The following is a 26,470-nucleotide window of genomic DNA, read 5'->3' as shown; positions in this document are numbered from 1 at the left end:
ACAACAAAGTACTAGGGCGTGTCATCATTCAATACAGATAAAAATATAACGGATTCATTTAATGATACGCCAATAGTATTGAGCCCGAGCCCGTTTGCGAGCCCGCGCCCGAAAACTTTTTGAGAGCGACAGAAAGTGATTTATTGGTTCAATACTAGTTTTTTGCGATGGAAAAAGAAACTTTGCTTCTTTGATAAATTGTTAGTGAAAGTTTCGGAAACGGGCTCGGGCTCGCAAAAACACACAATATTTTGAATGATGACACGCCCTAGTACTCGATAAAATCAGCGATTAAAAGGATATTCGTTAATCCAATTAAAATCACGATTTAATAAATTAAAACTTTTGAGATCGCGTTTTTTTAACTTAATAGAAAAACTATACCCCTCTAGTTCTCCCTTCCACGCAACTTCCTGCTCTGAAATTTTATCATACTCCCAAGAAAATTCTTGTTTTGTTCTCATTTTTGCGATGCTTAGTTTCTTATTTTTTTCGTCCACCATAAATTTATAATAAGCAATCTTACCATTCATAAATCGCACAGATATATAACCGGGATAATCAACAACTACATTCTGCCATCTCGTCGTGTCAGTCGTAAGAGGTGGATGCTCTACATCATTTTTGGTGAAAGTAATCACGTCATAAATACCATAAAGTAGTGGTTTAATTCTATTATCTCCTCTTTTTTGCAGCGTTTGCGAATTTGGCATGTGCATAAAAATCAGATAAGCAATAATTACATATTTGCAAATCATTCTCGCTCTTTCCACATATATATTTTGAAAATACACAACAAATTCGCGCGGCACAACAGGCTTATTGAAAACAAAATAATTTAAAAACCTACGTAAATCTAAAGTGACAAGAACAGTTGCCATAACAAGTAATTGCGTTGAATAAATTTTGACTGGTATATCGTAACTAAAATTAAGCATCACCACATTGCTCATAACACCAATAACAACACAAGCACCCAACGTTGTTGTGCGACGAAAAAACAATAACAAACCACCGATCACTTCGCCTAGACCAGCAAAAATCGTATAAGATTTAGAATAACCCATAAACGTCCACACAAGCCCCATTGGAGATGCATCTCCAAAAGGTTGTATCAAACGACTTAAACTGAGAGAAGAAAACTGCATCCTGAAAACTTTAGAAAATCCGTAGCTAAGCATAATCATTGCCAGATAGTAACGGCAAATAGCTATAAACCACCGAGAAAGAGTATTGTAATTTGCGCGCTTTCTATCTAACACACTCCATATTATCGAAATAGTAACAGCGAAAATAAATGTTAATAATAATTGAATATATCCGAGTGTTGTGTCTCCACTTCCTGTAGGTTGGATGTTAATTTTATAACTAATTTGTAGGGCATTTTTACCAAACCACACAGCGATACTATTCCAATATGGAAGTGGAAATACTATCAACGTAAGTAAAGCTGCTAAAAATCGAAAAGTTATTTTTTTCACCTGTGACCAATGATCTATTGTATCCATAATTTTATCCTAATTATTTATTTTTCAAATTTCTGCTTACTATTTATAAATATCAGTAGATTCCTCATTAATAATAGCTCGTGAAAATTGATCATAATAAACTTTTACTATATTTTTTGTATTTCCCGCCTCTATAGCTTTGCAAGTTATTTTGTAAACTTCCTTTTGACCTGGCAATATGATTGTTAGGGGTGCAAAAATAACAACTTTTTTCTTTGGATCGTACCAATACTCTGTTGGCCCTGTTGCCAAAACGAATTCCATTTGCTGCGGAATATGATTTATAACCCAAACTTTAGTGCACTCTGACGAACCTAAATTTTTCGCAGTGAAGACATAAGTTGTTTTTTCTCCTATCGCTATAGGATCATTAGTATCGTAAAGTCTTGGTTCTCTAGAGTGATGACCTAGTACACTAATACCAATTTTCTTTTCGCATAGAATTTTCCTATTTTGCAAAATCAGCACTTTCACTAAATGATTCCCATCCCTAAGAGCACGCAATAGAACCTTGAATGTTTTTGTTTTATGAGACTTTAGTTGTGTTATTTTCCAATTGAATTTTTGTTTTTTAGAGATTTTCGTGGCTTGCAATACAGACTCAAATGCATCTGGAATAAATATTTGAACATCAATATTTTTAATTGTTGTAGAAGTTAAATTTTCAACTTCTACAGTTAAAAACACTTGCTTGTTCAAAAAAGTAATTTTACTACTTTTTAATGATAGTTTTATATCGTCTTTGAAAGAAGTATTTATTTGTTGAGCACTAATAGCACACATGACTATAATAGTAAAAACTATATACCTCATTTTATTTACCTTTGCTAACTTTGTAAAATACAATACAGCTAACTTAATTTACATATATATTTTACAACGATTTACACACTAAAGGAATTTTAAATAATTCAGTTAAATCTGTTCAGCAAATTTATGGAGTTTGATTCTATGTTTAAAACAATACTTTATATTAGTATTTTTTCTTGTGTTTTACATGCGCAACAATTTAAAGATTTCAACACTTACCAAAATAAAATCACCTATGAAAAAATCAAAAGTAATCTTGAATATACTCAAAAAAGCATTAGCTTGCTAGACCACTACACTCTTTCAAAAACTAGCCTCAAAATATATGCTTCTCTACAAGACAAACAGCAAGATAACAGCGAATATGAATTGCAATTAACTTCAGAAATTATACCTTCTCCTAAACAAAAAAAATTAAGTGCTATGCGTATTGCCATTGATCCAGGGCATATTGGTGGAGAAACTTGTTGTTTCTTGGAAAGTCGTTATATTTATATGGACCCGAAAGTGGTAAATGGTCGCGATATTCGTTTTCACGAAGGCGAACTAGCAGTACTCACTGCTTTGCACCTCCAAGAACTATTAGAAGCAAAAGGTGCGGAGGTAATGCTGACAAAAAAACGCGTGGGTGAAAGCGTTTACCATAAGGATTTTTTTACGTGGCAACGTGAAGATTTTCGCAGTACTATTGAAGAGTATGTTGAAAAAATCGAAAATACAGATGATAGAGCATCACAGCGCAGTCAGTGGCTCACACGAAGTCATTTATGGTCATTATTTCGCAAATTTTACAATCCTCTAGATCTTAAAGCTCGTGCAGATAAAATCAATGCTTTTGCTCCAGATATGACAATTGTAATTCATTATAATGTTGGAGCAGGCAACAACGAAAGTGGTCAAAATATTGGAAGTAGTGATAACTATAATATGGCGTTCATTCCTGGAAGCTTTCTTGCCGGAGAATTGAAAACAAAAATAGGACGCTATCATTTTTTACGCCTACTTATAACTAATGATTTACAAAATTCTTTGCGTTTATCAAGTAAAGTAGTAAAAAAGTTTACACAAAAACTCAACGTTCCTCCTTTAGAAAACGAACAACACGCAGACTATTTACACAAATACTGTATGTCGACAACTGCTCCAGGAGTATATGCACGCAATTTGACTCTAACACGTTTAGTACAAGGAACTATGTGCTACGGAGAGTCTCTTTACCAAGATAATATTAAAGAATCTATTTTACTAGCAACAAAAGACGATGAAATTGCCGGAGTAAAAGTATCCAGTCGCGTACGCAAAGTTGCTGAGGCTTACTTCGAAGCGATCGTTGATTATTGTCAATAAACTATACTAACCCAAGAACCATTGAACCGCGAAAATGCAAAGTTGTGGTTTCAATTTGAACACTATCAATGGAGTCGGTTTTTAATATATGAAAAAAAATATAATATATTTGCTCAAATTACTTTTAATTTGGCCAGGTTTTTTTCTGTGCAAAGTTTGGAAAAGTAAAAAGAGTGTTTATCTTTTTCTACTTTTACTTAGCAGTATGTTTATTAGCGGAATTTACTTTTCAGAAAATCGTTATGTTAGCTTCATTTCTTATGCCGCTGTCTTTTGGATTGCATTGAGTATTAGTGTATTAAATCATTTTGTCCACAAAGAAAAAAAGTTAATTATTGAAGGCTTATTAGTAAAAAGTGAAGCCAAATATCTGCGTTTTGGCCTTCAATTTACTAGCGTGTTTTTATTTTTTATTCAAGTATATCTCATTGCTTCAATGGTTTTTCTACTTAAGGAATTGTCCCACCTAAGTTCCTACAATCTTTTTATTCCAAAAAATTTAGGAATTCTATCTTGGAGTATTTATGCTATAGATCTCATCTTAAAAGCTGTGTTATTTGATATTCCTGAAATATTTCACTGGGAACTTATAAACATTGAGCATGTTGGCTTTTGGGGATCGTCTGTAGTTTTTGCTGCGCGCCTTGTTATTCTTGTTCTCGTATTAGGGTCTATTCTAACGTGGCGAACTATACAACAAATGATCAAAGACTCTTTCATTATGCTAAACAAATATAAAGAATCTGCTGAAACGCGCTTATTACTAATTTTAGACGTATACCCAAAAGAAATAAAAACCATTTTTAAATACATAAAATCGAATCAACTGTCTTTAGAACTACAAAGTCACTTACTTGAAGTCGTAGGAAAATCTAAACACCGTGAAGCCAGCAAATTTTTAGAAGAACATTTACAACATTCTAAAGAAATTATTCAACTAGCTTCTGTAAAAGCTATTGGACACTTACAAAAAGGTGACGATGGGCTTTTGTTACCTCTTTTTGAAACAACAAAAAACAAGCTAATGCAAAAAGAAATTTGTATTACACTAGGTAAGTTAAACACACAAAATACCATTCGCTCTCTAGTAAAGATAGCACAACAACAACCAGAAGAGATCTCATTATCTGCTATTAGTTCTCTGCGAGAAACATCTCATGGTAATCTTGTGGCCTCAAATTTAATGGATATTATTTTTGATGAAAGCGGTTCAAAAACGCAGAGGTTTTTAGCAAAAGATATTTTATTGCAAATTAATTTTGATGAACAACACTTATGGCCGCTAGTTTTCAAAAATCTAAATGGAAAGAATATTCCTAATCGTCGTTTTGCAGCTATGATTTTATCTGCATACCCTAAAAACCCTGTAGATGTATTGCCTTTTCTTCTACAAGCACTAGAACGAGACGAAGATGGAGATGTACGATCTTACTGCGCTGAATCGATAGGCATTCTTGCTGCATCTCAATTATGGAAAAAGCACAACACAAAATACAAAAAAATAGACAAAAGCAAGAATTTTTCTGATATTCCCCACCAACATTTTAAAATACTATCACAAAATGAAGAAATGTTCTGGGGAGAAGCTGTCATTACTTTAGTTAAAACATCTCAATCCGATAAATATGACATAGCAAAAGCAGAGGCTATATTTGCATTTTGGCCACTTGCAATGTTACTAAAATGCGGACTTCGCTATTTTGAAAAAATTGTCAAAATTTTACCATCGCATCTCTCTAGCACAATTCCGCGAGTAGCAGATGCATCACAAGAAGTTTCCCCAAAAATACTTAATTTTTTAGAAAATTCAACTATAAAAAGCGCCCTAAATTTAAAAGAAAATAGCGAGCAACAAAGCCGTGAACAACAAAGCCGTGAACAACAAAGCAGCGAACAGCAAAGTAGTGAACAGAAAAACAACGAAGATTACAGAACACCAACTCTTTTTGTCAATCCCTTATCTTTCAGCGGTAACAATCAACTTAATCATCTTTCAGATGCAACTAACGAACTAAAGGAACATCTTAATTCTCACCAAGACACTTACGGAGCAACTGTGCAAATGCAAAGATCTCCTCTAGAAAAAATGGATAAAAACAAGAGACTAGAATTTCAAAAAGATAATGAATAATTTAAAATATTCAAAATAAAATTATTTGACATTGTGTTAATTTTACCGTATATTGTACGTAAGTAGAGACTGTAGCTTCAGTGGAAGAAGCGCTAGACTATAGAAGCTTGAAGGCTTCCCAAACGGATTTGTTTTACACTATAATTGATTGTTAGCTAAGTTTAGGCTTAAGAAAACTGGCACTTTTATAAAAACCAATCCTCCTAACGAGGGCATATGAACTAGAGGTCGTTGGTTCGAATCCAACCAGTCTCACAAAAATAGAAAGACTTATATGAAATATTTTTCTGAAAAAGATCGCGAAATTTGCATCGAAGTTTTGTCTAAAATTGCAAAAAATAACGACCTTATTGATGATGATAATGTTTTAAAAGGTCTTGTTAGCAAAATATATAAAGCTCGACGAAAGAAAAATAAAAAAAATAAAAAATCAGATGATAATAATGGTCATCTATATTGTTATATTTGCAAAAAAAAATATACACAGCTTCATTTTTTTTATCGCTCATTGTGTAGTCAATGTGCAGAATTTAACTATCAAAAACGTTACCAAACAATAAACTTAAGTAACCACATCGTTGTAGTTACTGGTGGCAGAATAAAAATTGGCTATGAAACGTCACTAAAAGCACTTAGAGATGGTGCACAAGTCATTGTAACAACTCGTTTTCCTAAAAATGCTGCTATTAAATTTAGTGATGAAAAAGATTTTGATAATTGGAAGTCTCGTTTAAAAATTTACAGCATGGATTTGCGAAATATTTATGCGATAGAAAATTTCTGTGGTTACCTAAAAAAAGAATTCCCATACGTAAGTATTCTAATCAACAACGCTGCTCAAACCATTAAACGTCCACAAGCTTTTTATCGAGAACTTTACGAAAAAGAAACACAACAAATTTCAAAAGAGGCGCTTGTTCTTCTCGAAAATAAAGAAACGACAAACTTACAAAAACAACAGACATTTTTAGAGTCAAAAGTTAATAAATTATTCCCAAGGGGCAAAACAGATACAGACGGACAACCATTAGATTTACGTGATAAAAATAGTTGGGTATTGCGCCTTCATCAAGTGCAAAATGTCGAACTTTTTGAAGTAAATTTGGTAAATTCTATAGCGCCGTTTATCTTAATCAGAAATTTGAAAAAAATGCTACTCAAATCTCCGATTAAAAAGAGGTTTATTATTAACGTTTCGGCTATGGAAGGGCAATTCTCTAGAGAAACCAAAACAAGCTTCCACCCTCACACTAATATGGCAAAAGCCTCACTCAATATGATTACCAGAACTTCAGCGCAAGATTTTGCAGTTAACAGTATATACATGAATAGTGTAGACACTGGCTGGATAACAGATGAAAACCCAATATCAAAAAGACCTCAGGGATTTACTCCACCATTAGATATTATTGATGGGGCTGCGAGAGTCTATGATCCGGTTGTATCAGGGATAAATAAAGATCCCTTGTATGGTAGATTTTTTAAAGACTACAAAAGCGTAGATTGGTAAATTATGCAAAAAATTTCAAATATATACTGCCCTATAAATCGAAGTTATTTTGAAATATGCGATGTCGCAGAACTTGATTTTCTAACAGAATATCTAATATCTAATACTGTAAATACGGAGCAAATAGCATTTCCTCGTGGCACAGTAACTAAAGATCAGAGACTCGATTTATGCAAACAAAACATTGGGGCAGAAGGTTGCAAGCTTGTGTGTACAGCTCTAGAGAATAATACTTTTATAAAAAATATAATGTTAGGGGCTAACGGAATTTTAAACGAAGGAGCCACTGCATTGACCGAGTTAATCGAAAAAAATCACAAAATCAAAGTAGCTTACCTAGGTTGTAATGGCATTAGCGAAAAAGGAATTAAAAACTTGTGCGAAGTTCTTGAAAAAACAGATCATTTAGAAGCGCTATGGCTTAAAAGAAACCCTATCGGTTATAAAGGAGCTGAGTATTTAACTCAAATGTTAAAAACAAACACCTCTTTGAGAGTTTTAGATGTAGAGAATACTCAACTTGGCGAAGAAGGATTGATGAGGATTATCAAGTCTTTAATAAATGACAATAGAACATTAGAGAGACTACACATAGGGGGCAACAATGCCTCCGCAAAAATTGCAAAATTATTGGGGATTTTATTACGAGAAAATCCCAAAATAAAAGCTTTATATTCCAATGTCAACTTTTTCCATAACGAAGGATTTACTTACATTTTACAAGGACTAAATAAAAATGCTACTTTGGAAGAGCTTAGTGTTGCCAGTAATAATATCCGTAGTTCTTCAACCAATCTCATGGTAGACATTCTTCAAAAGAATAGTAGTCTTCGTTGGCTAGACTTAGGCTACAGTCCATCTACAAAAATTTTATCGGGAAAAGCCAACAAAATAGGTGATATCGGCGCTAAAAATATAGCTAGCATACTTCGTAAAAATAAAGCGCTGTGCCAAATTAATCTAACAAAGAACCAAATAACATCCCATGGAATTCATTTAATACTAGAAGCATTGTCCGAAAATAAAACTATACAAAAAATCCATCTCGGTAAAAAAATATCCAAGAAGAACAAAAGTTTGTTAGCGAGGTACACAACAGCAAATCTATCAAATAAAGAAAAATGGATACAACACTGCGACATCCAAGCGATAAAAAGTGTATATAGAACTAAAGCTAAGTAATAACAAAATTAAAAATGCAAAAAACATACGGTTTATATACGAAAAATTACCATAATTCTCAAAGAGTCTGCCATTCCCTAAAGTACTTATTCACATTGTACAAAATGTTGGCGCGCTTTAGATTGGTAACAGCTAATTTTATTACAATAGAATATGGTGCTTTATGAAAATCATTAAAACAAAAGTACTTTACGATGTTTTTAGTAATACAAAATATTTAGCGTGCACGTTTTATTTGCACCAAGATAAAATCTATGAAATAGAAAATTCTATTTTCGATAATTGCAGTTTCCGTACCAAAATTACACTAAAAAATCTAGAAAATTGTCAATTTATAAATACTAGTACGATTGGTAACACAGTACTTAAATTAGATAATACCTCTTTAAAAAAACTACAAAATAAAACATTAAAAAATTTTTTTATCAACAAAGTATGTATGGAATATTGTCAACTTAAATATATTCCTAAAAAAATATCATCATTTAATTCCATTACAAGTATGTCTTTTAGTGGCAACAAACTAGAGGATTTTAAAGCACTGAGTAAAATATCCCAACTCAAAGAACTTGATTTGTCGCAAAATAATTTACCAGAATTTCCGCAAAATATTTTTCAACTTAGCTGTTTAGAAAAACTTCACTTACATATGAATAGTATTAAAGAAATCCCTCAAAACATCTGGCTCTTATCTTTTCTTGAATATCTTGATTTATCTATAAACAGCATCAAGCAACTCCCTGATAAAATCGGTGAAGTTTCAGCACTAAAATCTCTTGACATAGCTGAAAATGAACTCAAAAATATTCCTCGAGAAATAGGTAAACTTTGTTGTTTACAATCCTTTGACCTTTCAGATAATAGTATCGAACAGCTCCCTAACGAAATAGGTCAACTCTCTTCTTTACAATCTCTTGACATTTCAAATAATCGTATTGAAGAACTCCCAATTAGTATAGGCCAACTCTCTTCTCTACAATCTCTTGATATTTCAGATAATCGCCTTAAAGAAATTCCAAAGGAAATAGGAGAACTTTCTTCTCTGAAATCCCTTAACCTTTCAGAAAATAGTATTGAAGCACTTCCTAGTGAAATAAGCATGCTTTCTTCATTGCAGTCTTTTGAAATTTCAGACAACAGTATTAAAGAACTATCGAGCGAAATAGGTAAACTTTTTTCGTTGCAAACTCTTAATCTTTCGAATAACCATCTCGAAAATCTTCCACCACAAATAAGTGAACTTTCTTCTTTAAAATTCCTTAATCTCTCTGGTAATTGTATTGTTAGTTTAACTATGAACTTACAAAAGATGTTTGCTTTAAAGAAACTTGATTTATCTAGAAACACTCTTCAAAAAATATCGATAAAAAAACAGACCTTTCTTGAGGAATTAGATTTGTCTGACAACGATTTCGAAGAATTTCCTTCTCAACTAGCAGAATTACCTTCGTTAACAAAAGTTTCTTTGTGCTTAAACCAGATTTCTTGTTTAGACGATATTAAAGAAAGTTCAAATTTCTTGTGGCTTGATCTATCAAATAACGGTATTGAAAATATTTCTTCTGAGATAAAAAATTTATCTGCGATTCGCGAACTTAAATTATCAAACAATTTCTTGCAAGAGCTACCTCAAGAACTTATGGTTCTTAGAACTCTGGAAGTACTTATCTTAGACAATAACAATATTGTTGATATCTCTCCACAAATAGATCAACTTATGTCTCTAAAAAAATTAATCTTAGATGAAAATGAAATAGAAGAACTACCTTCTGAAATAGCCAAGATCTCTTCCTTACAGCAATTAAGTTTAGCTAATAATAGAATAAAAGAACTTCCTTGTGAAATAGAAAAACTCTCCTCTTTAGAAAAGTTAAACCTAAGCAACAATTGTATTTCGCAATTGCCACTTGAACTTAAAAAACTTCGTTGTATGCAACAACTTAACTTATCTAACAACCAATTAAAAGGCATTTTAATTGAAATGAATGGTTCTTCCTTTGAAGAGCTTTATTTATCGAACAATTACTTATGTGAAATACAAATAATATCTCTGCTTTTTCTTCGTGAATTAAGCATATCTAACAATAGACTCAAAAAAGTTATCATCGAAGATTTACCTTGCTTGCAAAAGCTAAATCTATCTAATAACTTCATAGCTGAGTTTCCTAAAAAAATAGAAGACCTAACTTCTTTACGAGAATTAAATCTACACAACAACTACATAAAAGAAATTCCAAAACAAATTGAAAAACTAACAAATTTAACTTCTCTGACACTATCAAGAAATCAATTATCTAGTTTACCCCCAGAAATCACAAAACTTTGTTCTTTAAGAAAACTAGATTTAAGAAACAATAATTTCAGAACAATACCTGAGACTTTATTAGAGCTTCCTCACTTAAAAGAACTTTACATATCAGAAAGTAATTATTTAAATATTCCCCAAAAAATAAGAAACTCCTCAGTTTTTAAAACACGGTAATTTAGGGCGTGTCATCATTCAAGAAATTGCCTATTTTTTCGAGCCCGATCCCGTTTGCGAGCCCGAGCCCGTTTGTAATTATAGCTTTAAATTTGAAATTAAACTTTGATTGAATGGGCACACTGCAGTAACGATTTAACTTGTAAAAATCTAAAGTAAGCAGCCATGCAAAAGTTTTCGGGAATCCTTCGCGTATGAATGTTATCCACTACTTTGGATTTTTTAGTTTAAAGAGGAACGGTAGACATTGCGACAATTCTAGAGCTACTTGGTTAACATCGGGCGTTTTTGATCGAAATTATTTATGATTACCTTCTTTAAAAGATTTCAAAACGGGCTCGGACTCGGGCTTGGAAACGGGCTCGAAACAACTTCTTGCATTGTTTTATTTTATTAGTTTGAATGATGACAGGCCCTAGTATGAAAATTTGAGATTGGAATTGATGTTGTTCTCCGTCTATTTTCAAAATAGACAACTATCTTATGATTAGAAAATGTTGAAATGAAGAAAGTTTGCATCAAAGGCATGAACTAACGCACAGAAATAGTGAGTTTATTGCAAAAAATTTGAGGACTAGTAAATTTTTAAATAAAATTCTTGATATTCCCTCAACTATACCGTAAAATAACCGTACATTAAGGCCGTCAATAAGATCTAAACTATTGAGGTTTGAATATCTCTGCCCCAAATCGATAGCATGGTTAGCGAAAGCTAATAAATGTGAAGTTTGAATACGGCACCGTATGTTAGAATCCAGCCGGCCTTAATTCATTAGAATCAATCTCTTTAAATTTTATATCTTTGGATACATATTGGACTTTTGGCCATTTCTCTAAACTTATGGCAACAATGGGTTCAGGAATCTCCAACCAACCGTCTCTTGTGCACAACACACCAATTTGTTCTTGCAGCACAAATCCGATAACATCATTTGTTTTTGCAATACAAGGCCTAGTTATCCATTCACTACATAAATTCTGCTCTACATCAATATCCCATTCTGGAACCTCCAACAACCCAGAAGACATTCTCGATGTTTTTATGCCAAAATCTACACAAATTTCATTTTCGCATGAAAAGAGCAGAGGATTGGCGTTTTCCCCAAAAAACAACTGAAAAGAAGGCTCTTCGTCGAAAGACCTAGTATCGTAATAGTCGCGCACTGTTTCTTTGCCTTCGCAAACTAAAATTCCATACATACGATCACCGTAACTTCCACCACCTCCATGAGGTTGTCCAGTCAAGTAGGAGTATCCATAGAAATTTTTATACGGAGCACACCAAATATCATTAACTTCAACCAAAAAATCTGGCTGTGGTACTTCAAGCCAACTTTCACCTTGATAGATATACACCTCTCGTTTAACATCGAGATGGTCAAAAAATACACTACACACAACTGTGCTTCCATCATAAGAAATAGCTACTTTGTGTAAATTATCAAGTAATTTAATCTGAAATTCTCGAAATAAACAACCGGAATCATAACAACTCACTGTTCCATCCTCGCCCAAAGTTGTCACGCGATTATCATGTGCTGACCACGCTAGTATATCCGATAGCGAAATAGGATTACTAACACAAGTAATATTATCGGAGATGAAAAAAAGCGAATTTTCTCTGCTAATGTACATAGCGAACGTCCTTGTAAATTTTTAGTTACTCGTCAAGAGAATACAAAAAACCTTTGTGACTACCGATATAAACAGTTTTATTGTGATGGAAAAAAATTTGCGGGGTATCTTGGTAATCAGTTTTACGAAACATAACACCATCTTGAAGATCTAATTTAAATAGAGATCCTTCTTTGTTGGTAACATACAAATATTCACCATTTGTTTGTGGAGCAAGTGAAAAATTTCCTTTTAGCTCTTTTTTCCAAATAACACGTCCAGATAGAGAAAATTTATAGACAAGGCCTTTACTATTACATGCGTATAAATAATTATCGTGATAAAGAAAAGGACTGTTTATTATTCCTCTTGTTGCGTTGTACCATACTCTTCGGCCTTTGCGCATATCAACAGCATATACATAGCCAGATTTATCTGTAAGATATAATTTTTCTTTTACGCGTACTAATTCATTTATTTGGCGTTTCGATTTAAAGCGCCACATACTTTTCATGTAAGGACCGCTTTTTTTATTAATGAGTTTTAAACAATATAAATGTTTGTCTTTTAAAGCGATAAATACATACCCGCGAAAAAAGAGTGGTGCCGTTGCAAAATTACGTGGAGCAAGATAGGGTTTATACTTGTTTTTTCCCGTTTTTAAAGAAACAACATGAAGTTTATTTTTATTCGCGACAAAAGCATATTTTCCTTTAAAAATCCTCGCCTTAGAAGCTTCATTGTTAGCTGAAAGATTTATTTTGGCTATTTTATAACGCTTTGCTTTTGCAAAATCATATAATTTTACCTGCTTTGTATTTGTTATTGTCAATATTTTGCTTTTTTTGCCAAGTAGACGAGTAAAAGAAGTTTTAATTTCGCGATTTTTATGCCCAGGAATATAACGATATTTTAAACCACTCTCACTTAATCGAACACAGTATAAGCGACCATCGTTGGCAGCTAACCATGCGTTATTTTTATGCAATTTGTGATTTGATATTGCAACGCTTAAACGTTTTTCCCAAACTTTTTTGCCTTTATAAAAGTGTGCGCACCATATGCCCGTACTTAGTTTTATTTGAACAAAACAGGACTCTCCTGCGATTTGAGGTTGTGAAAATGTTTTTCCTTCAGGCATTTCTTTTTCTAATAAGTTCTTATTCGGCAAAAGAAACCTAGTACCAGTTAATTCTTCCAATTGTTTACTTTTTGGGTCTAGTTTATACAAACGTAAATCAGTTTTTATATACATATTTCCTTTGAAAACACGAACACCAAGAATAGGACGTGATCCTTCGTATTTTTTTACTAATGTCGATTGGAATCCTTGTATCTGATGTTGATAAACAGTAAAACCACTGCCACTTTGGACAATATGAATAGCTGCATTCTGTATATAAAGAAAAAAGAGTGCTGGTTTATTTGTTGCTTTTACATAATGTTGAAGCGATTTTTTCGAAAGGTTAAAGCCGTATGTCTTACCATCATAACAAGATAAATAAATGACATCATTGTTTAAAACAGGAGGCAGCACGCACTTGCTACTCGATACCAAACATCCAAAAACTTTGTGACTTTCCAGATCAACTATATAAGTATTCTTATCTATACATGGTAAATATATTTTTGAATCGTAACATGCAATTTTGGCTGATAATTGACGATGAATCTGAAAGTTCCACACCTGTTGTCCACTTTGCGCATCTATCAAATAAAAAGTCTTTGTGCTGTAATCGCAAAGTATAAATTGGTCTACTTTTGTAAAGTCAGATGTTTGAGAGCCAGCACTTAAAAAAACAATATCCTCAAAAGAAGACAGTGAGCATTCCACTTTTTTTACCCAAGTACAACTTCCATTTTTTGATGATATTCTATATAAAAATGGATTATCAAATACAAAAAAATGGCCAGAGCTTGAAATATTGTTGCTTTCTTTTTTTTCTGCAGCTAAAGGATGAAAGTTCAAGTTAGAAAAAGGCTTTTGCGGAGAATGATATATATTAAATTTTAATTCGAACTGACTAATGAATCGGTAATTTTTTAATTGTTGTTTTACTTGATGGCGGGCAAAATTTTCTTGGAGTTTTTGGTATGCTTCGCGATGCTCTCTTGTAGAAGCAAGAGCGTATAATTGTTGAAAATTATAAGCAAGATCCGTATTTTCATAAATACGTTTTTCTAAATCCTGTAGTTTTGTCCAAAAAGAACGGTCTTTTTTATTTAGTTCTATTTTTTCGCGCAATTTTTTCTGTAAACTGTTAACCATATTTGTTATTTCAGAATCATTACCCCATGTGCTAATTAGGTTATATAGTTTTAATGCGCGATGCGGATTTTTTGAGGCAATAATCTCAATTCGCGCCATAGAATGAGATTGTAGTTTTTTGATCATATCCGGTGCACTAATATTACTTATCAAACTACCAGCTTTGTTAAAATTTTGTTTATTGATAGCTTGTTCTGCTAAATCGTAGTAGTGTTGCCTTTTGTTTGAAATATTGTATACAAAAACAATATAAAGAAAGAGCGCAGCGGTTATAAGTATGACAGCTACATGTTTCCAATAGTAGGTTGGATATTTTTTTATATGCGCTACTTTTTCTGCAAAATTTGCCAGTTGCCATGGGCTGAATTCTTGCGTCTCGACGGGCGTTTTTAACATTCTCGTTTCAGTATCATCGAGAGAAACAGAATATTCAATCTCAACTTCCGCTGTACCATCAGCATCTTCGACAGGGGAAAAATCTTTAGAGATAATATTCAAATCTTGAAGTAACTCGCTGGGATTTTGATAGCGATCTTTGGGCTTTTTGGCCATCATTTTTGCAATAATTTCAGCTAGTTTTTGCTTTTCATCACTTTGCGATGGTGGAAATTTTACTGGCAATTGAACATGATGGCGCCGTACATCTTTTTTCGTTCCTTTAAACGGAAGGTCACCATACAACATACGGAAAAATACAACCCCTAAAGAGTAAATGTCAGCGCGAATATCTATATTTTTTTTAAACAAACACTGCTCAGGACTCATATAGGCAACTGTTCCAAAAACTTTTTCGTCATCAATACCTGTTTCTTCAACATCCCGTACTAAACCAAAGTCGCATAATTTTACAGAATTAGGTGTGGCGAGGAGTATATTGTCTGTTTTTATATCACGATGCACTAAACCACAACTATGGGCATGCTCTAAAGCGCTAGCAATTTGCATCACCATATTAAGCGTTTCATCTGGCAAGAGACGTCCACCTTGTTCTTTCAGATGTTGCTGTAAATTTGGTCCGTCGATATATTCCATAACAATGTAGATATTCTTACCTGCAAATCCAAAATCGAGACCGGCGACAATATTTTTGTGATTTAATTTAGCAATCGCTTTAGCTTCACGTATAAATTGATGACTGAGTTGCATTTGATTTTCATCATTGGTATTAGTAAGCACTTTAATCGCTACTGGCTCTGGATCATCTACAAATCGTCCCTTGTAAATTCTACCCATGCCACCAACACCAATAAGCTCTTGTAATTTGTAACCTTCAATGGAAGGGACTTGAATTTTATATTTGTTGATTTTTTGAATTTCATCGGCGCTAAGACAGTTTTCTTGAAGAAAAATATCTTCGAGATGAATATAGTCGTTATCTTCGCTAAGTGTTTCTTGTAGTAAGATACATTTTTTTACTTCACTGCGCTTTATATAACCGAGCTCAACAGCTATTTTACCAATAAGCTTGTCATGACGTTTAAGCTTTGAAAAGCTCTCTTCTTGATCTTCAGCATAATTTTTTTTGTGTTCATCCCGCAGGTGAAAACGAAAACGATGACGACCAAAGCGAATAACGTCTCCATGTTTTAAAGGTTGTCGTGATACTCGTTCGTTGTTAATAAGAGTACTATTACGGCTACCAAAATCTTGAATCCAAAATTCAGATTTATGATAAAACACTTTACAATGTAAACGGGAAATAGCGTTGTCATCGAGAATGACATCTGCGTTTTTTCCACGCCCAAAAACTAAAAAATCACCGGGATATACTGTATATTGGGAAGAGGTCTCTGCAATTGCAACTATTTCACCGTACATAACTTAACTTTCTAAAATAGGCCGCAGAATTGCGCCCCTGAAAATAACACAACTAGTTATCGCTAAATAAATCTCGGATTTGTTGTTCTTTATCTTGTGACAATATTTTTTTCATATCGTCGGAAATATTGGAATTCATCGCTACAGCTTGTCGCACGCGCCAATGTTCATCTTTCAATAAATCTTTTAAGATTTCAGTAGTTGTCTGTGTATTTTGTGCAACTGCTCTTCGTACTAACCATTCTTTGTCCTGAGCTAGCTCTGTAATTGTGCGCGGTAAACTATTTACATTACGCGCGACACTACTACGCACTTTTATAACGGAATCTTTAGACAGAACTGCCAATATCTTTCCTGGTACTTTGCTATTTCCTGCAAGATAAAATCGCACATCACTGTTGGCATCTATCAGTAATTTTTGTAGCCATTTAACTGGAATATCTTTGCGTTTCGCAGCATAAGTACGAGCAACCTTACGCGTTCTTAGATGATTATCGTACATTAGTTTTTCTAATGTGTGCCATGAAATATTATTATTTCTTGCTACATTTTCTCTAATATTATTGTCACTGCAATAAACAAGCAGCTGCAATTTGTTATCTTGTAATAATAATTTGTTTTTAGCATCGCTAGGCCATACCCCTAAAGTGTCACTACCATCTGGCCAGCTAAATATACCTTGGCCGCGAATTTCGCCACGTTGCCATAATCCTTCATAAATAACTTTAGGGTTCATCCAAAACATTTTTCCATTGCCATGTCGAGAGTTGTTTTGCCATTCTCCTACGTATGTATTACCATTAGCTAGTTTTTCTGTCCCACTCCCATGTTTTTGGCCTTTTTTCCAGCGGCCATTATACAGGTAACCACTAACCGCGATCAACTTGCCTTTTCCATGGCGAAGGTTGTTCTTAAAGCTACCTTTATAACGGGTTTGATTTTTCCAGGTATATTTTCCTTCCCCATGAAATTTATTGTAAGCAAATTCTCCAACATAGATATCACCATTTTTTAACAATAAAGTACCTTTGCCATGCATAGCATTTTTATGAAAATCTCCGTTATATTTACTTCCATTACTAAATACTTGTACGCCAAAACCACTTCTCATACCATTTTTGAATTCACCGTCATACTCAGTTCCATTTTTTGCGACAAGTTTGCCTTCACCATGGGCAAGTCCGTTGCGAACATTTCCCTTATAAACACTACCATCGCTATAATTAAGGGTATCGTCGGAACATGCCCCAAGTAGGCAAACTATCGCAATTAATATGATAGATTTCAAATTAAACAATACCTCGGTCTGAAATAAAAATTCCTTTGAAATTCATTTTCAGTTGTTCAGCGTTGTGAGACATTTTTAGAGCTGTCTTTTTGGTAATTTTTCCTGCCTCTGCCAACTTAAACAGACTTTGGTTAAAATCACACATTCCATCCTCTTGATAATTGCGTATCACATCTCCCATCTTTTTCTCTTTACCTTCTTGAAGCAATTTCTGAATAGTTGGGTTCATTACTAATATCTCGTGTACAGGTACTCGTCCTTTGCCATCAACTGTTGGAGCTAATTTTTGACAAATAACAGAGACTAAATTAAACATCAAACCTTGGCGCACAGAATCACGTTCTGAATGCGGAAAAATGTCGAAAATACGTCCAAAGGTTTGTGGAACTGTAGAACTGTGCAAAGTACCAAATACAAGGTGTCCTGTTTCTGCAGCAGTCAATGCTGTAGAAAAAGTTTCGGCATCGCGCATTTCACCAATAAGTATTACATCAGGATCTTGTCGTACAACAGCGCGAAGAGCAATATAAAAAGATTCCACATCAAGTCCTATCTCCCGTTGGTTGATAAGAGCTTTTTTATCTTCATACATATATTCAATTGGATCTTCAATAGTCACAATGTGACAACGACGATGAGTGTTTATATGTTGGATCATTGCAGCAAGAGTAGTTGACTTACCACTACCAGTAATTCCACATACAAGCGCTAAGCCTTGTTTGTGCATCGCAACTTTAGAGAGCACACTCGGAAGATTTAAGTCTTCAAACGAAGGAATAACTGCATTTACGCGACGTGCAACCAACCCTGCTTTCCCGCGCTGGCGAAAAAGATTAACGCGAAAGCGCCCTATTTTTGGTATGGCGTATGCTGTGTCTAAATCACCTGTTTCTTTAAACTTTTCGAGGTCTGGAGGAGAAAGCATTGGGAAAACTAATTTTTCTATATCCTGCGAACTTAGTGGTGGAGTATCCAAAGCGCGCATTGTTCCGGTGACACGCAAAACCGGGGGATTACCTGCTTTAAGATGTAAATCAGAAGCACCATGTTTCGCACATACTTCAAATAACTTATCGATTTCAGGCACTACAAACTCCTTACTTTAACTTTAGAAGATGTTAACATTTATATTTTTTGTAATGTGGTTATTTTAGAGATTTTCGAGTTACTTTTCTTTTTCTAAGTACAACTATTTTTTCTAAAATACCCACATTATGTTAAAAACCTAAACGTTAGTACACTTTAGTTTTTAATTTCTACATCGATAGATTTACTAGTAGTATTGCCGTTAAAATCAGTGGCATGTACTGTAACTATATACTTTCCATTTGGTAATTTATTCGTTTGCCAAAAGCCATTTTTACTAACTTTTCCTGAATTTTGATTTGTAACTACAATATAAAATTTACGACTATAATAGTTTCCAGAAGTAGAAAGATATTGACCACCAGCATAAAAAGACTCTTTGTATACACTATAAACATCTTTGTTAATGTCTCCACCCCCTGGTAGACGGTCAAATTGCCATAGTTTTGTCTTTGGCAGTTTGTGGCTTTTATCCACAGAAACAACTTCGTATTCCATTTTATAGATAGTTAGTTGGTAAGGTTGATTATCCATTTTGTCTTCTGCTTTGGCAATAATGTCAACATTACCAGACAAAGACCTAGGAGAAAGTGCCGAATTTTTTTCGTCCTGTACAAAATAAATATTTTCAATAACTGGTGCAGTAGAGTCTTCTAAAGGAAGTAAGAACAACAAAGGATTTAGAAAATTTCCGTCGCGATCTAAAACGTTAACATGTATATGATGGAAATTCTTACCGTAAGCTTTTACAGGCCAATAAACAACTTCACCAATAAGCGTACCACTTGCAATAGATCCTTTAGCTTTATATGCATCAAATATACTCTTTGGTATTGAGTCATAATCGACATGGTGGTACTGCCACAAAAAGCCTTCTTCATCGACAATCGCTATTTCCCAATACAAATCGTTACCCAAAACATAATTTTCAATATTTACAACTTTTCCACCTGTCGAACTATATATAGGTGTGTTTGCTGGCATACGAATATCAATACCATGGTGAAAATATGGCTCACCTGAATAATGTTGGTAACTGTGAGAAATATGTCCCACTGGACAAGATTTACCAAACGGCTTAAACGGCCAATTATACTGAGCTCTTTGCGCACGTGTGTCTAGAACTCCACGAACATCATCTAAAGAGATTTTTCTATTTTTTAAATGTTCGCAATCTTCACACGTAGGCACATCTTTGCTATCGCAAAAAATTATCGAAATAAGTAGTAAAAAAATAGTACATATTTTCATAAATTATTCCTTAAAAATAAACTCTATTACTAATGAGGTTTAAAGTATAAAACCATACCCGCGCCTGCAGCAGCCATAACAAATCCCAAATACATTAGAGGATTGACATCACCTTGAGGTGGCTCGGTAATAAGTGTGACAATTACATTAATAATTGGCGCCCCAGCAAATACTAAAGGCATTACATAACGAGGAGTACCGCCATTCATAAACGCTAGTATGACAAAAAATGCCCCCAATGCCCCTAACACACCAGCAAAAGTTCCCCAAATAACACCCTCTTTGTTAAATGAAAACTCTATACCTTTTACCTGCATCGCAATAAGTGGTAATATTACTGCAACTAAGAAATATGCCATACCGACACAAATAAAAACCTGCAAAGCTGACGCTGGCGGTTTACCAAGAGCTTTTTGCCCTGTATGTATAGTTGGACCGTAAGAACCCCAACACAAAAATGCAGCGGCGACAAAAATGAGCCATTTCACGATAACTTCCTCCGTTATTTAAAATATAGTATAAGCTAGTACAGAGACTAAGTGACCTAGCAAAAATATTTACCCAATTGAATGCAAAATTTTATTTTCTACCGTGGCGCAGCAATAGTTGCATAACTGAAGAACAACAATCCTAGAAAATAAAAGAACAAACTTAAGTGAGTAAATGCTTTTGTCGAGTTACTTAGAACCATCAATGTTTAGATATGAATAGGAACACGCCCTAAGTCATTAAGCTTTTATATTAAAGCATATCAGTTGATTTTACACAAACTCAAAAATACAGTGTTTAATTCGAGCCTTGAACGATATCAAGGTGCGTCTCTATTCATTTATTTTAAATACATGACAAATAAATTACACTTCTGTGACAATCCTGTGACACACTTTCCTTTATAATAGGTCTTTTACATAAACATTTGCATGCACTTAAATCATCACTCGAAAACATATGTATACTGGCAAGTAATAAGCCTTTTTAAAATAGGTGCAAATGATTTCCCGCCAATAAAACTATATTTTTTGGGGCAACGTTAATGATAAGATTTCACTACGCACTTATTTTGTATACGATATCGATATGTGCTTTTGTATTTGCTCAGAACTTGACTTTAGAAATCGAATACGAAAAAGCTATTTCGTTAGAAGAAGTTCACGGACACTTGGAAGAAGCTATTGAAATCTATCAAAAAATTATTGCCTCTTCAGAAGCAAATGATGATTTACAATCTCGTTGTTTGCTACATCTTGCACTTTGCTTTGAAAAGCTAGGAGTCGATGAAAAAGCCCGGGAATACTACAATAAAATTAAAGATAATTTCTCTCATATGCGTCCGGTTTTTCAAATCACCGAAAGACAATTAAGTATTCGCACTCAACGCCGTTTGGAAAAGCTAAAGAAAGAACTAGCAGAAGCAAAAGAAAAAAGCAAAAGTGACGTTTTAGAAAATGATCCTTTAGAAGAAAAAAAATTAATATCTGCTACCTTGCATAGCATAGCACAAGACTATTACGATGATAATCAACTACAATATGCAAAAGAAACTTTAAAAAAATCTTTGTCTTTCCATTTGGATAACGAAAAAGCAATAGCCCTTTTACAACAAGTAGAAAAAAAACTTATTACTGTGCAGGACAAACTTTTTTCGCGAGAAGACTCAGAATATAAGTGGCTAAAAGGGCTTGAAGAAAAAATCACAGAGGAAAACCAAGAAAATTTTAAAGATATACTCTATGACTTTTCAGAAATACTTGGAAAAAATAGCCAAGTAAATGACTACGTGCTCAAAAACAATTTTCTTCTTTTACTAAAAAATGAATTACCGGTAACTAATCATGCTTCTTTAGCAAATGCCATCAATTTTATCAACGGTAACCTACTTGTTCGTCATAATGATGCTTTTCACTTAGAAATAGAAAAAATTTTACAATCGCTTACCAAGAAAAAGCACATTTACTATGCCAGTGTTGTTGTTGCAAGCGGCAACGGTTTGATTTTGCAAAAAGAAATTCGTAATCTAAACTTAAATTTCCTCTCGGCGGAAAAGGGTTGTTTTTATGCTGAACTAGATACCAATAATATCAAAGATCTTATTGCTCAGTGCTATGACCAAGGGATTTATTTAAACTTTTTTCCAGAGGTAGTTTTTTTGAGGCGAAATGAAATTTCATTAACAAAGACATTTGAAGTTCCTTTAGTTAAAGAATACATAAACAAAAAAATTGACTTCAACGTTTACCAAGAAGGGCTGCAATTTTTGTTTCGTATGAATTACGAAAAAGAAAGAATCAGCACTCTAGTATCAACAAGGAAAATAAATCGCCCATTCGAGACAATTCCAATGACCTCAGGGCCATTGCAAGTTCCTTACTTCATGGACCAAACGGCAAAGATTGATTCTCAAATAGAAGGCCAAAAATCCTTTATTCTTTTGGGTTTACTTAATCCCATTGCGTCCCATTACTTAACTTCAAGAATGATGGGTAGGCAAAACCATCGCCTAATAGCCTTCTTTTCTATGCGTAAAATCGCTATTGATGAATTTTTGTTAAAACCAGACATTGAAATTGATTTATTCGCCAAAGAGGATGATAAACATTTCCCTCAATATTATGATATTGCTACTTGGCAGAAAGTACCAAATTTACACATTTCTACCGTACTCAGATTCCAGGCTCATGAAAGCCGTAATCAATTTATACTAAGATTATGTAATGAGTACGTAAAAGAAAAAACAACAAAAACCATATTTCGCATTGTCCGTGATCGTCTACTTGTATATGGTACCGATAACGTTCACGAAAAAATACAGTTTATGTTAAACGGTCTACGTGAAAATATAAATAAGCTCCAACGTTTTTATTCATATGTTTACTTAGTGAATGATGTAGACAAAATTACTAAAAATGGTTGGACAAACCTTGAATCCAAAAATAGTCTAAAAGTATATGTCACTGAAAAAAGCAAATCAGAAATATTGAGCTCTCTCAACAACCGCGGACAAATTCTTACTCAGTTTTCTCCTGTTGTTTGTAGTAATACTCAAAGCATTGAAACGGCAGATTATCACTTGAAAACGTTTTGGGAAGGGATACACCTAGAAGAAGGAAAATTGTCTACGGCAAAAGTACGAAGTGTTCCTGAGGGAACGGCAATTAAATTAACAAATATATTTGTTAACGACCAACAAAATTTTATAGAAGTTCAAAGCAGCATTTTCAAAAGAAATGTAAAACAAAGTACCTACGATCTCAACGACTATTCTTTTTCAATCGAAACGCCAAAAACCGACATTCATCGAGGATTTTTTCGTTTCAAACACAAACCAAATCAAAAATATCTTGTTACTAATTTCAAAGATAAAAAATACGTATTTTTAATAGTCCCTAGTAAAATAAATGAAAAAAAATAAAATGAACTTAATTAATGATACGCGAAAGAAAGAAAATATATACAGAAAACTGCAAGAGTATCAATTGTATATTGATTACTTAGTCACAACTTTACAAACGTTAGACAAAGCCGTTGATTACATTGTTGACAAACTAGGAATTACAGTTGAACTTGATATAAACGCGAAAGAATATTTACAACAAGACTTAAATCATTTTTTGACACTTGGCTTTGAAACTATTTCCATCGAAGAATTTTTATACTTAACATTATCTCCTCAACAAGTCAAATGGAAGATAGCAAGTGACTGTTTACAAATACATTCAGTACAAAGTAGTGACAAAATTTATCTCAAAACATATGACATATCAGACTTGGCTTTTAACAATACACTTACTGAAAAATATGAGACCATTGATAAGCCGTATAAAATTTTCGGCGAAAATTTTGAGCAGCCAATGGTAAAAGACAACTACTATACACCTGGGGAAATAGTTGATTTTATCAAAGAAAAAGTTTTGCAAAAGTATGAATACAATAGCACGATGATCACCACAATGAAAGAAAAGTTGTTTATTCGCCACTATACACATGTGCACAACCACATACAGTCATTTTTAGAAAGTCTCAGAATTTCTCTTCGTCACCGCTTGCAAATAAAATATGGGTTTATCGCTTTTAAAAGTAATTTTTTTAAAGAAAGTAATTTGGATTTTACACCTGTGCACACTATCCAAGGAAAATCAAACAACCTATGTTTGTACGCAACCGTTGATAATAGTAAATTTTCCTCTTTTTTACAAAACGTTCAACAGTCAAAAAGCAGCGAACTCATCTTGAAAGAAAACTTAGAGTTACATCAGTTGGAGTCTAGAGACATTGTCCATGTGACTAAAACAGACTTTCTCGCTGGAACCAGTAAAGAAGGTGACATTATTGGACGTATGTTTGAAGGCGTTTCTCTAAAAATTCAACCTGAAATTTGCGAACAAAAATGCAAAATCGATTACAACTTATCAATCAAAGTAGCCTCCATAACAAAGCCAATTCCAACGTTTCCTGTGGCTGGTGGCGAAATTGCAGTCCCTAATCAAAAATTACAAGAGGTGGATACAAAAGTTTGTATTCCTTACAGCAAAACAGTTTTTATTGCTGGCTTTCATAATCCATACGACACACAAAATGATAAGTCATTTTCAACGTATCGAAAAAAAGATAACCTAATGATTTATGTGAATGCAAAAGTAGAAAGTTTTTATTAAAACGCATGCTTTTTTCCAAACCACAAAACAAACATTTCACAAAACTACACGTCCAAGATAACATACAAAGAACTACTGAGATCACCAAAACATACTTTTAAGCTAAGCACCTACTATTTGTCAGGTCGCTTAGTTATTTGACTTGCAAACATATTGTAGAAAGATAAAATGGTGTATCCAGAACTTTTATCTACGCTTCTATCGTTTAATTTTTCAAGGTATAAAACTAGGGCGTGTCGACATTTAGGTTTTTTTGAAATTCAAGTAATTTCGAATAATAGCAAGGCGTTTTTAAGGCGCATAGTTTTATTATATAACGAAAAAACAACGAAGGTAGTATTCGAAAGTGCCGAATTTGCTGGAAAGTTAAATGTCGACACGCCCTAGTACTTTGGAAGATTGATTCTTAACTGAATCCAAAACATAGAAAATACAATAGTAATGGGTCCCTTACATCGACTAATCGCCAATTGCTCAAAAAATTACGAAAAAATATTATTTTAAGTATAAGTAACTCGAGTATAGTATTTTTAAGCGATGCATTGGCATATAGTTTTCTATTTTACAACATGCACTACATATGTTCTCCATGGGAGAACGGGTGGCGGTTGGCAATCATGAGAAGACCGCATACCAAAGAATATCGGCACATTAGCCTTGGTTATCAATCAATGTTACATTGTACTAGAGTGGAAATTCTCTATAATGAATAGGTAGAACAATGTCTTTATTATCTTGTCTAAAACCCGAAATTTGCGCCGCGATTGCAGTAGATTGCCTAAATACTTTTATGAAAGCCGATGGCAAATTATCCATATCGACATTTCAAGCTCAAACAAAAGGGCTAGAGCAAAATCAAGTACAAAGCGAGTTAGACATCATTTCACATAAAATGGGTGATTTGCGCCGTTTTCTATTTGATCAAAAAATACCACAAATACAATTTCAAGATGCGCATGTAATTGAGTCTATTCATGGACGACGCTACCACTCTCTTGAAATTGTACGTCAAGATGAACAACCTGATTTTCTAAGAACTTTTCCACCGCATGCACTACTCGAAAAAAATCGTCGCTACGGAACAGAAGATCAGCAGGCAATTGATGAAATCAACATTGCAAAAAGTAAGAAAGTTTTTATTCGTTGGTTTGATTCAGCACTACCAACAGAAGCTATTTTAGAACCAAAACGAGAACTCATATTTCTTAAAGATGATTTTTGTATGTCGCCTGGTAGTCCTTTTATTGATAAACTTTTTTGGGAGCTTCGTCGCCAAGGAAGATTTTATTTGATTATATTTGGCGTTTGCGATGAAGTTTGTAATTTACGTAATGTTTTGCTAATGCTTGCCTCTATATTTAATGTAATTTATGTCGCTGATTGTACTTACCCTTTGGCACCAGAAAAACGCGAAGTTGCTATTAACTACATGCAAAGTTTTAATCCTCTTGGAGATGGTTCTACCGGGCAATTTGAAATAGCAACGTGTGAACAAGTAATAGAACAATTTTCCTAGGATTTT

16 protein-coding genes are annotated in these 26,470 nt (G+C 33.7%); 8 read left to right on the top strand and 8 right to left on the bottom strand.

All coding sequences use genetic code 11. The features are described 5' to 3' along the window. Positions 1-284: 284 nt before the first annotated feature. Together UABHE_RS18200 and UABHE_RS18195 are read right to left on the bottom strand one after the other, a co-directional pair. Entirely contained in the window at positions 285-1,508 is a 1,224-nt protein-coding gene (locus UABHE_RS18200) for a DoxX family protein (protein ID WP_372364662.1), read from the bottom strand. Positions 1,509-1,547: 39 nt separating this feature from the next. Further along, entirely contained in the window at positions 1,548-2,321 is a 774-nt protein-coding gene (locus UABHE_RS18195) for a hypothetical protein (protein WP_372364661.1), read from the bottom strand. Positions 2,322-2,459: 138 nt separating this feature from the next. Here UABHE_RS18195 and UABHE_RS18190 point away from each other — a divergent pair, with 138 nt between their 5' ends. The 5 genes from UABHE_RS18190 to UABHE_RS18170 all read left to right on the top strand — a co-directional run bounded on the left by UABHE_RS18190 (position 2,460) and on the right by UABHE_RS18170 (position 10,970). Continuing rightward, positions 2,460-3,665: an N-acetylmuramoyl-L-alanine amidase gene (locus tag UABHE_RS18190; RefSeq protein ID WP_372364660.1), complete on the top strand. Its 1,206-nt coding sequence runs from the start codon at positions 2,460-2,462 to the stop codon at positions 3,663-3,665. A gap of 88 nt (positions 3,666-3,753) precedes the next feature. Then, entirely contained in the window at positions 3,754-5,796 is a 2,043-nt protein-coding gene (locus UABHE_RS18185) for a HEAT repeat domain-containing protein (protein WP_372364659.1), read from the top strand. A gap of 274 nt (positions 5,797-6,070) precedes the next feature. Beyond that, positions 6,071-7,306 (top strand): SDR family oxidoreductase, encoded by a 1,236-nt coding sequence (locus tag UABHE_RS18180; RefSeq protein WP_372364658.1) that lies wholly within the window; start codon positions 6,071-6,073, stop codon positions 7,304-7,306. Between the two features lie 3 nt (positions 7,307-7,309). Next, positions 7,310-8,488, top strand: coding sequence for a ribonuclease inhibitor (locus UABHE_RS18175; protein ID WP_372364657.1), 1,179 nt, complete (start codon positions 7,310-7,312; stop codon positions 8,486-8,488). Positions 8,489-8,651: 163 nt separating this feature from the next. Then, a complete protein-coding gene (locus tag UABHE_RS18170) occupies positions 8,652-10,970 on the top strand; it encodes a leucine-rich repeat domain-containing protein (RefSeq protein ID WP_372364656.1) in 2,319 nt (772 codons plus the stop codon). 747 nt (positions 10,971-11,717) lie between these two features. On the opposite strand, the gene UABHE_RS18165 is transcribed toward UABHE_RS18170, so the two are convergent. From UABHE_RS18165 to UABHE_RS18140, 6 genes are all read right to left on the bottom strand, one after another. Next, positions 11,718-12,605: a hypothetical protein gene (locus UABHE_RS18165; RefSeq protein WP_372364654.1), complete on the bottom strand. Its 888-nt coding sequence runs from the start codon at positions 12,603-12,605 to the stop codon at positions 11,718-11,720. 25 nt (positions 12,606-12,630) lie between these two features. Next, entirely contained in the window at positions 12,631-16,671 is a 4,041-nt protein-coding gene (locus UABHE_RS18160; protein ID WP_372364653.1) for a protein kinase, read from the bottom strand. 52 nt (positions 16,672-16,723) lie between these two features. Beyond that, positions 16,724-17,959, bottom strand: coding sequence for a hypothetical protein (locus UABHE_RS18155; protein ID WP_372364652.1), 1,236 nt, complete (start codon positions 17,957-17,959; stop codon positions 16,724-16,726). 1 nt (position 17,960) lies between these two features. Then, complete coding sequence (locus tag UABHE_RS18150; protein ID WP_372364651.1) at positions 17,961-19,046, bottom strand: type IV pilus twitching motility protein PilT; 1,086 nt, start codon at positions 19,044-19,046, stop codon at positions 17,961-17,963. Positions 19,047-19,201: 155 nt separating this feature from the next. Continuing rightward, a complete protein-coding gene (locus UABHE_RS18145; RefSeq protein ID WP_372364650.1) occupies positions 19,202-20,296 on the bottom strand; it encodes a peptidoglycan DD-metalloendopeptidase family protein in 1,095 nt (364 codons plus the stop codon). 29 nt (positions 20,297-20,325) lie between these two features. Beyond that, positions 20,326-20,784, bottom strand: a complete 459-nt coding sequence (locus UABHE_RS18140) for a hypothetical protein (protein WP_372364649.1) — start codon at positions 20,782-20,784, stop codon at positions 20,326-20,328. Between the two features lie 545 nt (positions 20,785-21,329). Here UABHE_RS18140 and UABHE_RS18135 point away from each other — a divergent pair. The 3 genes from UABHE_RS18135 to UABHE_RS18125 all read left to right on the top strand — a co-directional run bounded on the left by UABHE_RS18135 (position 21,330) and on the right by UABHE_RS18125 (position 26,464). Next, positions 21,330-23,705, top strand: a complete 2,376-nt coding sequence (locus UABHE_RS18135; RefSeq protein ID WP_372364648.1) for a tetratricopeptide repeat protein — start codon at positions 21,330-21,332, stop codon at positions 23,703-23,705. After that, the gene (locus UABHE_RS18130) at positions 23,692-24,948 is read left to right on the top strand and encodes a hypothetical protein (protein WP_372364647.1); all 1,257 of its coding nucleotides are present in this window, start codon (positions 23,692-23,694) and stop codon (positions 24,946-24,948) included. The genes UABHE_RS18135 and UABHE_RS18130 overlap by 14 nt, the downstream gene beginning before the upstream one ends. A 721-nt stretch (positions 24,949-25,669) precedes the next feature. Then, positions 25,670-26,464, top strand: a complete 795-nt coding sequence (locus tag UABHE_RS18125) for a hypothetical protein (RefSeq protein ID WP_372364646.1) — start codon at positions 25,670-25,672, stop codon at positions 26,462-26,464. Positions 26,465-26,470 lie beyond the last annotated feature (6 nt).

Origin of the sequence: Candidatus Uabimicrobium helgolandensis (assembly GCF_041508025.1) — a bacterium.
In the GTDB taxonomy this organism is placed as follows: domain Bacteria; phylum Planctomycetota; class Uabimicrobiia; order Uabimicrobiales; family Uabimicrobiaceae; genus Uabimicrobium; species Uabimicrobium helgolandensis.
Note: the sequence above shows the minus strand (reverse complement) of the source record. Positions and strands in the feature narration are given on the sequence as shown.

What these genes read in the sequence shown, in the direction of transcription:
- UABHE_RS18200 (WP_372364662.1), bottom strand. Translation starts at nt 1,508, where the DNA reads ATGGATACAATAGATCATTGGTCACAGGTGAAAAAAATAACTTTTCGA.
- UABHE_RS18195 (WP_372364661.1), bottom strand. Translation starts at nt 2,321, where the DNA reads ATGAGGTATATAGTTTTTACTATTATAGTCATGTGTGCTATTAGTGCT.
- UABHE_RS18190 (WP_372364660.1), top strand. Translation starts at nt 2,460, where the DNA reads ATGTTTAAAACAATACTTTATATTAGTATTTTTTCTTGTGTTTTACAT.
- UABHE_RS18185 (WP_372364659.1), top strand. Translation starts at nt 3,754, where the DNA reads ATGAAAAAAAATATAATATATTTGCTCAAATTACTTTTAATTTGGCCA.
- UABHE_RS18180 (WP_372364658.1), top strand. Translation starts at nt 6,071, where the DNA reads ATGAAATATTTTTCTGAAAAAGATCGCGAAATTTGCATCGAAGTTTTG.
- UABHE_RS18175 (WP_372364657.1), top strand. Translation starts at nt 7,310, where the DNA reads ATGCAAAAAATTTCAAATATATACTGCCCTATAAATCGAAGTTATTTT.
- UABHE_RS18170 (WP_372364656.1), top strand. Translation starts at nt 8,652, where the DNA reads ATGAAAATCATTAAAACAAAAGTACTTTACGATGTTTTTAGTAATACA.
- UABHE_RS18165 (WP_372364654.1), bottom strand. Translation starts at nt 12,605, where the DNA reads ATGTACATTAGCAGAGAAAATTCGCTTTTTTTCATCTCCGATAATATT.
- UABHE_RS18160 (WP_372364653.1), bottom strand. Translation starts at nt 16,671, where the DNA reads ATGTACGGTGAAATAGTTGCAATTGCAGAGACCTCTTCCCAATATACA.
- UABHE_RS18145 (WP_372364650.1), bottom strand. Translation starts at nt 20,296, where the DNA reads ATGAAAATATGTACTATTTTTTTACTACTTATTTCGATAATTTTTTGC.
- UABHE_RS18135 (WP_372364648.1), top strand. Translation starts at nt 21,330, where the DNA reads ATGATAAGATTTCACTACGCACTTATTTTGTATACGATATCGATATGT.
- UABHE_RS18130 (WP_372364647.1), top strand. Translation starts at nt 23,692, where the DNA reads ATGAAAAAAAATAAAATGAACTTAATTAATGATACGCGAAAGAAAGAA.
- UABHE_RS18125 (WP_372364646.1), top strand. Translation starts at nt 25,670, where the DNA reads ATGTCTTTATTATCTTGTCTAAAACCCGAAATTTGCGCCGCGATTGCA.